The sequence below is a fragment of the Providencia sp. JUb39 genome (assembly GCF_012272845.1).
GTDB lineage: Bacteria > Pseudomonadota > Gammaproteobacteria > Enterobacterales > Enterobacteriaceae > Providencia > Providencia lanzhouensis.
In genome coordinates this window covers 891,982-905,164 of record NZ_JAAWXD020000001.1, presented here as the reverse complement: position 1 = coordinate 905,164, position 13,183 = coordinate 891,982, and the positions used below count along the sequence as shown (strand labels likewise).

Sequence of the window (13,183 nt, the reverse complement as noted above, 5' to 3'; positions counted from 1 at the left end):
GACATTTTCCTAAACAAAATGATCGAAGCCCTTGAGGTCAACCTCAACAGCTTGGTTATCACAAAAATAACTGATCCCTTCAGATTGAGGCTTGATTTGACCAATACAGGTAAAACCTGACCCCGTATGAGCAAGCGCTACTTCTAAGGCTCCCCGATTCATTTCAGGTACTGTAAAGCATAGCTCATAGTCTTCACCACCACTTAACGACCAAACTCTTGCTTGCTCCACAGAACAGTTCTGCTTCAACGCATCGGACTGTGGTAGCGCATCGAGATTGATCCTCGCCCCACAACCGCTCGCTTTTAATATATGGTTGAGATCAGAAACTAACCCATCTGAAATATCTATCGCAGATGAAGCCAAATTGCGTAAAGCCTGCCCCTGCAAAATACGCGGTTGTGGGCGTAAATGACGCTCAATCAACCACTCCTTATGCTCAGGGCTTTCAGGCTGTAACCTGTTTTGCAGTATCGCAAGTCCCGCAGCACTATCTCCCAAAGTACCCGTCACATAAATCCAATCACCATTACGTGCACCAGAGCGAGATAACGCTTTGCCAATTGGCACAAGACCATGAACGGTATAGGTTAAACTCATTGGTCCACGGGTCGTATCTCCCCCAATCAGCTGCATTCCATAGTAATTCAGTTGTTCAAACAACATATCGCTAAAAGATTGCAACCATTCATGGTTTACGCTCGGTAGGGTAATAGCTAAAGAGACCCAAGCAGGATCAGCGCCCATCGCAGCAAGATCACTTAAATTTGAAGCTAGGGATTTATAGGCAAGGTCAGCGGGAGAGATATCGGGTAGAAAATGAATACCGGAAACTAGGGTGTCCGTACTCACAGCAAGTTGCTGTTTCTCAGGGATAGTCATTAGCGCACAATCATCGCCAATACCGATGTTAACATCACGTCGGTTTACAGGTTGGCGATTAAAAAAACGTGCGATGAGGTCAAATTCGCCATATGACATGGTAGATTTTCCATTTTCGCTATGCCTAGCTCGTCAATAAACTGAAAAGCCAGACATAAGTACTAGGATAGACTGGAACCCAGCCTACCCATTATGACTTACGTATTACAGGAGGGAACCTGATTATGTTTATTTCTTACGACGTACCGCAGGTGCTGCTTTATCTAACACACCGTTGACAAATTTATGGCTATCTTCGGCACCAAAAACTTTAGCTAATTCAATACCTTCGTTGATAGCAACTTTGAAAGGTACATCTTCTCTATAGCTTAGTTCATACATTGCTACACGTAAAATCGCTTTCTCAACTTGACCTAACTCTTCTAACTGACGAGATAAGTAAGGTGACATTAATTGATCCAGCTTCGTAGCATTGTTTGCAATACCAGAAATCAGCTCACGGAAATAGGTTACGTCAACGTCAGACATGTCCTGTTCAGCAATAAACTCATATTCTACGTCGGCAATAGGATTACCGGATAATTGCCATGAATAGATGGCCTGTACAGCACACTCACGAGCGCGGCGACGAGCAGCAGGTTTCACAAGATTCCCCTTAAATAAAAAAAACTACACAGCATATCTCGAACTCACAGAGCCCGAGATATGGCGCGTATTATTTGCCTTTTACAGCTTTAATCACATTAATCATTTCGAGAGCGGTCAGTGCAGCTTCTGCACCTTTGTTACCTGCTTTAGTACCAGCACGCTCAATGGCTTGCTCGATATTTTCAGTGGTTAATACACCGAAAGTCACAGGAACTTCGCTATTTAATGCAACATGAGACAGACCTGAGCTGCACTCACCCGCAACAAATTCAAAGTGGGCAGTACCGCCACGAATAACAGTACCTAATGCGATAACTGCATCATATTTTTTGGTTTCAACCAATGCTTTCACGGTCAGTGGTAATTCATAAGCACCTGGCACCCAAACAACGGTGATGTTATCTTGAGCAACTTGGCCAATACGCTCTAACGCGTCAACAGCACCGTCCAGCAGGCTATCATTAATAAAGTTGTTAAAACGAGCGATAGCGATAGCAACACGCGCTTTTGGCGCAGCAACAACACCTTTGATTACGTTCATAATCTTCCTCAAATATTAATTACAACCCGCGGGGCGCGGATTTTATCACATTCTTTAGGTAACCGTACGAGTGAATTTCAGCAAACCGCTAAAAAAACACATTTACCATACAGGGCGTAACCTGACGCGAAGGTCATTTCCGACTTTTTCAACGTCAGTAAATTCAAATTGAGGCGCATCTGATAATGCGCTTAATTCAGGGAGACTCACTAACCCACGCGCAGTATCCCCAAGTAATTTAGGGGCGATATAGACGATCAGTTCGTCGACTAAACCGAGTTTTAATAACGAACCTGCAAGCTTAGCGCCAGCCTCTACCCAAATACTGTTCACATTACGTTTCGCTAATTGCATCATCAAAATCACTAAGTCGATGCCATTATCATCAGCAGGAATAGCAAGCTGTTCGACATTTCCCTGCCATGTTTCTGTGGTATCCGGTGTTGGGCGAATTAGCCAGCATTCACCGTCTAACTGCGTCACTTTGTGTTCAGGTTTCACGCGATTGTGTCTATCTAACACGATACGGATAGGTTGGCGCAGCTTTTCTTCTGGGTATTGAGCTTGAACATCCGCAGGTAATTCGTTCCAGCGCACCGTTAATGCAGGGTCATCAGCAAGCACGGTATTACTGGTACTTAAAATAGCGCTGGCTTGAGCACGTAGAACTTGAACATCTTTACGCGCCGCAGGGCTAGTAATCCACTTGCTTTCCCCATTCGCTAATGCGGTTTTGCCATCTAATGATGCAGCAAGTTTTAATTGAATATAAGGAAATGCGGTACGCATACGTTTTAAAAAGCCACGGTTTATTGCTTCGGCTTCTTCCAACAAAATATTACTAGCAGTTTCTATTCCCGCTTGGGATAGCATAAATAAGCCGCGGCCAGCCACTTGAGGGTTAGGGTCTTGCATTGCAGCGACTACGCGGGTGATCCCCGCATTAATTAATGCTTCTGCACAAGGTGGGGTGCGACCGTGATGGCTACAAGGCTCAAGAGTCACATAAGCTGTCGCGCCTTTCGCTTTATCACCCGCCATTCGAAGCGCATGGACTTCCGCATGCGGCTCCCCCGCTTTTTGATGATAACCTTCGCCGACAATTTCACCTTCGCGCACAATCACGCAACCCACATTGGGGTTCGGCGATGTAGTAAAACGCCCTTTTTTTGCCAATTCAAAGGCCCGGGCCATGTAGATACGGTCTTGTTCAAGCATCGGTATTAGTCCTGTAACTTGGCAATTTCTTCGCCAAATTCACGTACATCTTCAAAACTACGATAGACCGAGGCAAAGCGAATGTAAGCCACTTTATCGAGTTTTTTGAGTTCATCCATCACCAAATTACCAATTAACTTCGAGGGAACTTCACGTTCGCCAGTCGCTCGTAGGTGGGATTTAATAGAAATTATGGCTTGATCGATAGCATCAGAACTGACAGGGCGTTTTTCTAGGGCTTTCAACATGCCTCTGTTGAGCTTTTCTTCATCGAAAGGCTCGCGAATGTCGTCACTTTTAATTACCCGAGGCATAACAAGTTCCGCCACTTCAAATGTAGTGAAGCGTTCATGGCAAACCAAACACTGGCGGCGCCTGCGCACTTGTGAGCCTTCACCAACCAGACGCGAGTCAATCACTTTCGTATCTACAGCTGAGCAAAATGGGCAATGCATAGGAATTCCTGATTCTATTTTTGTAGGGTAGATAGTGTAACTCAGACCTGAAATGAAAAACACCCTGAGGATTATTTATCCGCAGGGTGTTTATGATACACGAGTGTCTGTATTCGTTATGGTAATAAAGACTCTTGATCTGCGCCTTCTTTCTCGACTTTCGCCTGAATTAAGTGCTCACGCTTCATACCCATCTTCAGTGCTAATGCAGAAGCCACATAGATAGATGAAATCGTACCAATCGTCACACCGATTAACATAACCAGTGAGAAGCCTTCTAACATCGCGCCACCAAACAGATACAGCATCAGAACCACTAATAATGTCGTTGCTGATGTCATGATGGTACGGCTCAATGTTTGGGTCAAAGAGACGTTCATGATTTCGTAAGGTGTACCGCGACGGATCTTACGGAAGTTTTCACGGATACGGTCAGATACCACGATACTATCGTTAAGGGAGTAACCGATAACTGACATCAATGACGCCACGATAGTCATATCAATCTCAATGTGGAATAGAGACAGAATACCTAAAGTGATCACCACGTCATGAGCCAATGCCAATACGGCACCTGCCGCTAAACGCCATTCAAAACGGAAGCCAACGTAAATCAGGATACAGATAAGCGCTGTTAATAACGCTAATGCCCCTGTTTGTGCTAACTCAGCACCTACGCTTGGTCCCACGAATTCAATACGCTTAACCGTCGCTTGCTCATCAACGTTTTTATTGATGATAGTAATGATCTCTTTACCGACTTCTTGACCCGCTACGCCTTCAACCGGCGGTAAACGGATCATGATGTCTCGGCTGCTACCAAAATTCTGAATTAATGGATCTTTATGGTTCGTGTTAGACAGGCTATCACGAATTTTATCCAAATCAGCAGGCTGACTAAGGTTGATTTCAATGACGGTACCGCCCGTAAAATCAAGTCCCCAGTTAAAGCCTTTAACACCGATAATCACACAAGAAGCGATCAGTAAAATGATAGAAATGCTAAAGGCAACGTTGTCCCAGCGCATAAAGTCATAGACTTTACGACCATAGTTCAATTGTTCAACAGTATAATCCTGTGCCACAACGTGCTCCTTAAATTGACAGCTTGTTAATACGTTTACCGCCGTATAGCAGGTTCACGATTGCACGTGTACCAACAATAGCTGTAAACATAGAGGTTGCGACACCAATCGCTGTCGTAATCGCAAAGCCTTTAATCGAACCAGTACCCACTGCATACAGAATTATTGCAGTGATTAAAGTCGTTAAGTTTGCATCGGTAATACTTGAGAAGGCGCCTTTATACCCTTCGTGGATCGCTTGTTGCACTGAGCGTCCGTTGCGAAGTTCTTCTTTGATACGTTCGTTTATGAGAACGTTGGCATCGACGGCAACCGCAAGGGTTAGAACGATACCGGCAATACCTGGCATAGTCAGTGTCGCCCCTGGTAACAGAGACATCACACCCACGATTAAAACCAAGTTAGCCATCAGAGCACTACTCGCGATCAGACCAAATTTACGATAGTAAATAATCATAAACAGGATAGAGGCTAACAGACCCGCGATACAGGCTTTCAGACCTTGCTCGATGTTTTGCATACCCAATGTTGGACCAATAGTACGTTCTTCAACAATTTGGATTGGCGCAATCAGAGCACCAGCACGCAGCAGTAAAGATAATTGACGCGCTTCGTTCGCGTTATCAATTCCCGTAATACGGAATTTGCTACCGAAACGAGCTTGGATACGCGCGGCGTTAATCACTTTTTCATCTTTAACTAAAATCGCACGACCTGCGGCATCTTTTTTACCACTGTCTTTGTATTCAACAAACAGGGTTGCCATCAGCTTGTCTTGGTTGTCACGAGTAAAGTCAGACATGATTGAGCCACCGGCACTATCAAGGCTAATACTGACTTGCGGATAACCATTTTCATCAGTTTCAGATGTAGAATCAGTAATATGGTCGCCCGTTAAGACAACACGCTTATACAGAACATAAGGCACGCCATTACGATCAGACTTAAGCTCTGAATCACCCGGAATTCGTCCACTTTCTGCCGCTGCACTGTCTACACCAGTATTCACTAAGCGGAATTCTAAGGTTGCAGTTGCGCCTAAGATTTCTTTTGCGCGCGCAGTATCTTGGATACCCGGTAATTCAACAACAATGCGATCCGCACCTTGGCGTTGAACAAGTGGTTCAGCAACACCTAATTGGTTAACACGGTTACGAATGATCGTGATGTTTTGAGAGACGGCATAGTTACGCGCTTCACGTAAGCGCTCATCAGTCATAACAGCAATCATGGTGTTATCGCTGCCGTCAGAAAACACTAAATCTGGGTATTTACGCGCCAGTGTTTTCTCAGCAAGACTGCGATCATCAGCGTTACGGAAGCGAACTTCGACGCTGTAATCACTGCCTTTACGAATAGAAGAGTACGCAATACCTGCTTGGCGCAAGTCATTACGCAAACCATCCATGTTTTGTTCCTGCAATTTACCTAATGCAGTGTCCATATCAACTTCCATCAGGAAGTGAACCCCACCACGTAAGTCCAGACCCAGCTTCATCGGTTCACCACCGAGAGCCTCAAGCCATTTTGGTGTAGCAGGTGCAAGGTTTAATGCAACAACATACTGGTCACCCAGTGCATTCATGATGACTTCACGAGCACGTAACTGAACGTCAGAGTTGTTGAAACGGGCTAAAATTGCCCCATTTTCGAGAGCAACAGATTTGCTCTGAATTTTGTCTGTTTCTAAAGCTTTTTGGACTTGGATCAGCGTTTGTTCATTGGCGGCGGTTCCCCGCACGCCAGTGATCTGAACAGCCGGATCCTCACCATATAGGTTTGGAAGTGCATACAGCAAACCGATGAGGATCGCAGTGATCAACATCAGATACTTCCATAAAGGATAACGGTTTAGCACGGCAGTTCCCTTCGGGAAAATTCAGAATTAGATTGCTTTCATTGTGCCTTTAGGTAGAACAGCAGCAACGAAATCACGTTTGATAGTTACTTCAGTGTTCTCACTCAGTTCAAGAACAACATAACCTGTTTCAGACACTTTAGTCACACGACCGATTAAACCACCAGTGGTTAAAACTTCGTCACCCTTAGCGATTGATTCCATCAGTTTACGGTGATCTTTAGCACGTTTTTGTTGTGGACGCAGGATCATGAAATAGAAAATCAGCGCGAAAACAACCAGCATAATAATCAGAGAGTACGGGCTACCTTGAGCGGGTGCGCCTGCTGATGCCGCTGCTTCAGAAATAAAAAAACTCATTCAACTTTCCTCATTGTTATTGAAAGCAATTTCAAACTTACACTTTAACTAGTTCAAGTTACATAAAATACATCAAACCATCATATAACTAGAACCAAAAACTATAATTTGCACTAAATAATTCTTTTGGCTGATGCCAATAACCACAATCAGCTGCAAGAACGAAGGGTACAGCCCGATATGCTACACAGTTCGGGCTAACTTCGCACTTTAAATTCACTCTCTATTTAATGAAGGCTGGGCTTTGCCAATCTTCTGATAGAAATCCGCAGCAAACTGCTCAAAATTACCCGCTTCAATCGCTTGGCGAATACCCGCCATCAAACGTTGATAGTAACGTAAATTATGGATGGTATTGAGTCGTGCACCCAAAATTTCATTACAACGGTCAAGATGATGCAAATACGCGCGGCTGTAATGACGACAAGTATAGCAGTCACACTCTGCATCGAGAGGTGATGTGTCTGACTTATACTTCGCATTACGGATTTTTACCACGCCGTTGGTGACAAATAAATGCCCGTTACGTGCATTTCGTGTCGGCATCACACAGTCAAACATATCGATACCACGACGTACACCTTCCACTAAATCTTCCGGCTTACCAACGCCCATTAGGTAACGTGGTTTTTCTGCCGGAATTTGCGGGCATACATGCTCTAAGATACGGTGCATATCTTCTTTTGGTTCGCCGACTGCTAAGCCGCCTACAGCGTACCCATCAAAGCCAATTTCCACCAGCCCTTTCACGGAGATATCGCGTAAATCTTCGTAAACACTGCCTTGGATAATCCCGAACAGCGCATTTTTATTGTTCAACTCATCAAAGCGCTGACGGCTACGCGCAGCCCAACGTAATGACATTTCCATTGATGTCTTTGCGTAATCCCAGTCTGCTGGGTACGGCGTACACTCGTCGAAAATCATCACGATATCGGAACCGAGGTCGTACTGAATTTCCATCGATTTTTCGGGGCTTAAGAAGACTTTTTCACCATTAATTGGATTACGGAAATGAACGCCTTCTTCTTTAATTTTACGCATTGCACCAAGGCTAAAGACTTGGAAGCCACCTGAGTCCGTTAAGATAGGACCTTGCCATTGCATAAAATCGTGCAGGTCACCATGTAATTTCATGATTTCTTGACCTGGACGCAACCATAAATGGAAGGTATTACCCAGTAAAATTTGAGCACCGGTTTCTTTCACTTCTTCAGGAGTCATTCCCTTAACCGTGCCGTAAGTTCCTACTGGCATGAAAGCCGGAGTTTCTACCACGCCGCGTTCAAAAATCAGGCGACCACGACGCGCATTGCCGTCGGTTGTCTGTAATTCATATTTCACGTTTTATCTCCTAGCATCAGAAAAACAGTCTGGTGCTATTGGTTACTGAGTCTAAGCAAGCAGCTACGCCGCCACTTATTCTTGTTCTGCCGAGCCGACTTGCTCAAAACGAGCATTGGCGTTTGGCGTAATAAACATGGCATCACCATAACTAAAGAAACGATATTTTTGCTCAACAGCTTCTTTATAGGCTTGCATGGTGTTTTGATATCCCGCAAACGCAGAGACCAGCATAATTAATGTGGATTCTGGTAAGTGGAAGTTAGTGATCAAAGCATCAATCACTTGATATTCATAACCCGGATAAATAAATATCTGGGTATCGTCAAAGAATGGAGCAATTAAAGCGTTTTCGCTAGCTTTCGCGGCACTTTCGAGTGAACGAACTGACGTTGTTCCCACAGCAATCACACGATTTCCACGCGCTTTACACGCCAACACGGCATCGACCACCTCTTGCGGAACCTCTGCATATTCAGAGTGCATAATATGGTCTTCGATGGAATCAACACGCACTGGTTGGAACGTTCCCGCCCCGACATGCAGTGTTACAAATGCCATCTCAACGCCTTTTTGGCGTAATGCTTCTAATAAAGGCTCATCAAAGTGTAAACCCGCTGTTGGTGCAGCAACCGCGCCCGGACGCTGGCTATACACGGTTTGGTACAGCTCTTTATCAGACTCTTCATCTGGACGGTCGATATACGGAGGTAATGGCATGTGACCAATTTGGTTAAGAATGCTTAATACATCGCGCGCATCATCAAAACGTAGCTCAAACAGAGCACCGTGACGAGCGACCATCGTCGCATTCACACTTTCATCTTCCCCCAGTAGCAGCGCTGCACCTTCTTTTGGTGCTTTAGAGGCTCTAACATGAGCCAAAACACGATGTTCATCGAGCATACGCTCAATCAAAACCTCAATTTTACCGCCGCTCGCTTTACGACCGAACAATCTAGCAGGGATCACGCGAGTGTTGTTGAATACCAGCAAATCCCCTGGCTCCAATTTTTCAAGAATATCGGTAAACACACCATGCGTGAGCTGTCCCGTGGCACCATCAAGACCAAGTAAGCGACATGAGCTACGCTCAGCCTGAGGATAGTGGGCAATAAGTTCTTCTGGTAATTCAAAAGTAAAATCGGATACACGCATTGTATTGACATCAATCTAAAAAAATAAGGCGACTAGTCTAGTGCTGCACTGCCTTTGGCGCAAGAAATAAGCGCCATTTTGTATAAAAAAGAATCAATATTGTACAAATATTTTCTGAAACCGCACGGAATGTGTCGGCTGCCTTTTTTCTTTCAATTTTTCGTTTCTGACATTTTTCGTTTATAGTACCGATATGAACTATCTTGCTCATCTTCATCTTGCCCATCTTGCCAAAAGCTCCCTATTGGGAAATATGATGGCAGACTACGTACGCGGTAATCCTGCGGGAGCTTATTCCCCTGAAATTGTTGCAGGGATCCGTATGCACAGAGCCGTAGATAGAACCACCGATACCCATCCGCTCGTCAAACAAGCTCGTCAGCTATTTCGCGAAGAATACCGCCGAGTCGCGCCGATCACCTTAGATTTAGTCTGGGATCATTTTCTTTCTCGGCATTGGGAGCGTCTCGTTCCTTCACATTCACTCTCTGATTTTGTGCATTTTGCTAGGCAAACCATTGAACCGGATTTGTGTCATACCCCTGAAAAATTTCAGGAGTTAAATGAGTATCTTTGGTCTCAACAATGGTTGACCCGATACGCAGAAAAAGCGTATATCGGTAAGTCACTGAATGGTATGGCAAGGCGCCGCCCAAAACTCGCGGCTCTAAGTGGCTCATTCGATGATTTTTTGCTTAATTATCTAGAACTTGAACATATTTTCTTTCAGTTTTATCCACAAATGATTGAGACGGCAAAACAGCAACTTTTTGCCCAAGAGTTCACATTACGTGCATCCGAATAAATTAAAACTTGCACTTTAATGGAATAAAACTATCTTATTGATATTAATCTGCCAAATTGATACCATTGATAGGTAAAAGCTATCATATTGATTGGTTTTAATGTCTTTATTCTCCAAGGATAAAACCTTATCCTTAGGTTATATTTATCCGCATGCCCCATTTCGATTGCGGAGATAGAAACCCTTAAAACTCATAGGAGTACATTATGGTTCTGGTTACACGTCAAGCCCCTGACTTTACTGCTGCAGCTGTTCTTGGTAATGGTGAAATCGTTGAAAACTTCAACCTGAAAAAACACCTGAACGGTCGCCCAGCTGTGATCTTCTTCTGGCCGATGGACTTCACTTTTGTATGTCCTTCAGAACTGATTGCATTCGACCATCGCTATGAAGAATTCAAAAAACGCGGCGTAGAAATCGTTGGTGTTTCTTTCGACTCAGAATTCGTTCATAACGCATGGCGTAAAACTCCTGTTGATAACGGCGGTATCGGTGAAGTTAAATATCCGATGGTTGCTGATATCAAACGCGACATCATGAAAGCTTACGGCATCGAGCACCCAGAAGCGGGCGTTGCTCTGCGTGGTTCTTTCTTAGTTGACAAAAACGGTGTTGTTCGTCACCAAGTGGTTAACGACCTGCCATTAGGCCGTAACATCGACGAAATGCTGCGTATGGTTGACGCGCTGCAATTCCACGAAGAGCACGGTGATGTTTGCCCAGCTCAGTGGGAAAAAGGTAAAGAAGGCATGAACGCATCTCCAAAAGGCGTTGCTGCTTACCTGACTAAGAACGCAACTGGTCTGTAATTTGACCTGTTAAGTTTCCAAGTGCCGGCTTAATGCCGGCATTTTTGTATCTATACCTATCTAAAATTTTTTCCTACCGCGTTAACACTTTTTCACTTTTGTTATTCAACCCCTCAAACCATTCATGCTATATCTGAACGATACAAATATTTAACAAATTATTTATTTGTATTACATCTACGCGTTACTTCCTCATTTAATCGGGAGATACCAATGATAAAAAATGTATGGCGCCCTTCTTTACTACTAATTTCGTTGCTGACCTCAAGTCAACTTTATGCCGCTTCCGAACCCGCCGTTGAAGCAACAAAAGGCATGGTTGTCTCCTCTCAACACCTTGCTTCACAAATTGGTGCTGACATTTTAAAAGCCGGAGGAAATGCGGTTGATGCGGCAGTGGCTGTGGGTTATGCCCAAGCCGTTGTTAACCCTTGCTGTGGCAATATTGGTGGTGGTGGTTTTATGACACTGCATCTTGCGGATGGCAAAGATATCTTTATTAACTTCCGAGAAACCGCCCCAAAAGCGGCCAGCGCCGATATGTATATAGATAAAGACGGCAAACTTATCAAAGATGCCAGCTTATATGGCTACCTCGCATCGGGTGTACCGGGTACAGTGAAAGGCTTAGATTATGCCCTTGAAAAATACGGCACAATGAGCCGCCAGCAAGTAATGGCACCCGCGATTAAACTGGCTCGAGAAGGCTTTGTCCTAACCCGTGGCGATACCGATGTACTCGACACTACGACCGAGCGCTTCAAGCAAGACCCCGAAGTGGCTAGGATATTCTTAAAACCGGATGGAAGAGCTTACCAACCGGGAGACTTACTGGTACAAACCGATTTGGCAAACACACTGGAAAAAATCGCCAATAAAGGCCCCGTTGCATTCTATGAAGGGGATATTCCTAAAATCGTAGAAGCCGCATCGAAGAAAAATGGCGGGATCCTAACAGCTCAAGACTTTGCTGATTACTCTATCTCAGATACCACTCCCGTTAGCTGTACTTACCGTGGTTACAAATTTATCTCTGCACCACCACCAAGTTCGGGCGGCGTAACTATCTGCGAAACCCTCAATATTTTAGAAGGTTATGACCTCAAAGAAATGGGCTTCAACTCTGCTGAATACATTCATACGCTGACAGAGGCGATGCGCCACGCTTATATGGATCGCAATACATTCTTAGGCGACCCTGCATTTGTAGATAACCCGACAGGTAAGCTGCTCAGCAAACAATACGCCGCTGATCTGCGCAAAGAGATTGTGCCAAATAAAGCGACACCGTCCACTGAAGTTCAACCGGGAATAGGACCTCACGAAAAACCAGAAACGACCCACTATTCGGTCGTAGATGACAAAGGCAATGCCGTTTCAACCACTTATACAATCAATGGTCGATTTGGCTCTGTAGTGATTCCTCCGGGTACAGGTTTCTTCCTGAATGATGAAATGGATGATTTCACCACCAAAGTGGGTGAGAAAAATCTGTATGGGTTAGTACAAGGGGAAAGAAACTCTATCGCCCCCGGTAAGCGCCCACTATCATCAATGAGTCCGACAATTGTCACTAAAGACGGCAAAGTCTTCTTAGTACTCGGCTCTCCAGGAGGCTCAAGGATCATTTCAATTACCTTGCAAACTGCACTAAACATTATTGACCACGGCATGCCACCACAAGAGGCGGTAAATGCCCCTCGCATTCACCATCAATGGCTGCCTGACGAGGTTTATTATGAGCAACGCGGTGTGTCTAAAGACAGTTTAGCGTTACTCGATAAGATGGGTTATAAAATGGTAGAACAGACCCCATGGGGCGCTGCAGAGCTAATTATGATTGGCATTCCTGACGGTGCGGGTGTGAGCGCAAAATCTTCCGGCAACGATTCTGCTGTTTCTGGCAAAGTCCGTGAAGGCTTTATTTACGGATCTAACGATGTTCGCCGCCCTGCGGGCAGTGCGGTGGGTGTGAATTAGTTAGTCGATAACTAAAATGAAAATGCCAGTGGATTTATCA

The 13,183-nt window shown here is 44.8% G+C and carries 13 protein-coding genes; 3 read left to right on the top strand and 10 right to left on the bottom strand.

Annotated elements, in window-relative coordinates; translation table 11 throughout:
* Positions 1-9: 9 nt before the first annotated feature.
* The 10 genes from thiL to queA form a co-directional block, all read right to left on the bottom strand.
* Entirely contained in the window at positions 10-981 is a 972-nt protein-coding gene (gene thiL, locus HFU86_RS03970; RefSeq protein ID WP_036953844.1) for a thiamine-phosphate kinase, read from the bottom strand.
* Between the two features lie 129 nt (positions 982-1,110).
* The gene (gene nusB, locus HFU86_RS03965) at positions 1,111-1,527 is read right to left on the bottom strand and encodes a transcription antitermination factor NusB (protein WP_036953841.1); all 417 of its coding nucleotides are present in this window, start codon (positions 1,525-1,527) and stop codon (positions 1,111-1,113) included.
* A 70-nt stretch (positions 1,528-1,597) separates the two neighbouring features.
* Positions 1,598-2,071, bottom strand: coding sequence for a 6,7-dimethyl-8-ribityllumazine synthase (ribH, locus tag HFU86_RS03960; RefSeq protein WP_036953837.1), 474 nt, complete (start codon positions 2,069-2,071; stop codon positions 1,598-1,600).
* 102 nt (positions 2,072-2,173) lie between these two features.
* On the bottom strand, positions 2,174-3,289 hold the full coding sequence (gene ribD, locus HFU86_RS03955) for a bifunctional diaminohydroxyphosphoribosylaminopyrimidine deaminase/5-amino-6-(5-phosphoribosylamino)uracil reductase RibD (RefSeq protein WP_187128764.1): 1,116 nt from the start codon (positions 3,287-3,289) through the stop codon (positions 2,174-2,176).
* Between the two features lie 5 nt (positions 3,290-3,294).
* The gene (nrdR, locus tag HFU86_RS03950) at positions 3,295-3,744 is read right to left on the bottom strand and encodes a transcriptional regulator NrdR (RefSeq protein ID WP_006662792.1); all 450 of its coding nucleotides are present in this window, start codon (positions 3,742-3,744) and stop codon (positions 3,295-3,297) included.
* Positions 3,745-3,860: 116 nt separating this feature from the next.
* Positions 3,861-4,829: a protein translocase subunit SecF gene (gene secF, locus HFU86_RS03945; RefSeq protein ID WP_132496178.1), complete on the bottom strand. Its 969-nt coding sequence runs from the start codon at positions 4,827-4,829 to the stop codon at positions 3,861-3,863.
* Between the two features lie 10 nt (positions 4,830-4,839).
* Positions 4,840-6,687, bottom strand: coding sequence for a protein translocase subunit SecD (gene secD / locus HFU86_RS03940; protein WP_071992161.1), 1,848 nt, complete (start codon positions 6,685-6,687; stop codon positions 4,840-4,842).
* 27 nt (positions 6,688-6,714) lie between these two features.
* The gene (gene yajC, locus HFU86_RS03935) at positions 6,715-7,047 is read right to left on the bottom strand and encodes a preprotein translocase subunit YajC (protein ID WP_006657183.1); all 333 of its coding nucleotides are present in this window, start codon (positions 7,045-7,047) and stop codon (positions 6,715-6,717) included.
* Between the two features lie 216 nt (positions 7,048-7,263).
* Positions 7,264-8,391, bottom strand: coding sequence for a tRNA guanosine(34) transglycosylase Tgt (tgt, locus tag HFU86_RS03930; RefSeq protein ID WP_132496177.1), 1,128 nt, complete (start codon positions 8,389-8,391; stop codon positions 7,264-7,266).
* Positions 8,392-8,466: 75 nt separating this feature from the next.
* Entirely contained in the window at positions 8,467-9,549 is a 1,083-nt protein-coding gene (gene queA / locus HFU86_RS03925; protein WP_132496176.1) for a tRNA preQ1(34) S-adenosylmethionine ribosyltransferase-isomerase QueA, read from the bottom strand.
* Between the two features lie 193 nt (positions 9,550-9,742).
* Here queA and HFU86_RS03920 point away from each other — a divergent pair, with 193 nt between their 5' ends.
* The 3 genes from HFU86_RS03920 (at position 9,743) to ggt (ending at position 13,143) form a co-directional block, all read left to right on the top strand.
* A complete protein-coding gene (locus HFU86_RS03920; RefSeq protein WP_187128763.1) occupies positions 9,743-10,354 on the top strand; it encodes an acyl carrier protein phosphodiesterase in 612 nt (203 codons plus the stop codon).
* A 206-nt stretch (positions 10,355-10,560) separates the two neighbouring features.
* Positions 10,561-11,163: a peroxiredoxin C gene (locus HFU86_RS03915; protein ID WP_036953813.1), complete on the top strand. Its 603-nt coding sequence runs from the start codon at positions 10,561-10,563 to the stop codon at positions 11,161-11,163.
* 213 nt (positions 11,164-11,376) lie between these two features.
* Positions 11,377-13,143 (top strand): gamma-glutamyltransferase, encoded by a 1,767-nt coding sequence (gene ggt, locus HFU86_RS03910; RefSeq protein WP_187128762.1) that lies wholly within the window; start codon positions 11,377-11,379, stop codon positions 13,141-13,143.
* Positions 13,144-13,183 lie beyond the last annotated feature (40 nt).

Bases quoted from the DNA above. Each gene is read 5' to 3' on its own strand.
- queA (WP_132496176.1), bottom strand. From the start codon at position 9,549: ATGCGTGTATCCGATTTTACTTTTGAATTACCAGAAGAACTTATTGCC.
- ribH (WP_036953837.1), bottom strand. From the start codon at position 2,071: ATGAACGTAATCAAAGGTGTTGTTGCTGCGCCAAAAGCGCGTGTTGCT.
- HFU86_RS03920 (WP_187128763.1), top strand. From the start codon at position 9,743: ATGAACTATCTTGCTCATCTTCATCTTGCCCATCTTGCCAAAAGCTCC.
- HFU86_RS03915 (WP_036953813.1), top strand. From the start codon at position 10,561: ATGGTTCTGGTTACACGTCAAGCCCCTGACTTTACTGCTGCAGCTGTT.
- ggt (WP_187128762.1), top strand. From the start codon at position 11,377: ATGATAAAAAATGTATGGCGCCCTTCTTTACTACTAATTTCGTTGCTG.
- yajC (WP_006657183.1), bottom strand. From the start codon at position 7,047: ATGAGTTTTTTTATTTCTGAAGCAGCGGCATCAGCAGGCGCACCCGCT.
- ribD (WP_187128764.1), bottom strand. From the start codon at position 3,289: ATGCTTGAACAAGACCGTATCTACATGGCCCGGGCCTTTGAATTGGCA.
- nrdR (WP_006662792.1), bottom strand. From the start codon at position 3,744: ATGCATTGCCCATTTTGCTCAGCTGTAGATACGAAAGTGATTGACTCG.
- thiL (WP_036953844.1), bottom strand. From the start codon at position 981: ATGTCATATGGCGAATTTGACCTCATCGCACGTTTTTTTAATCGCCAA.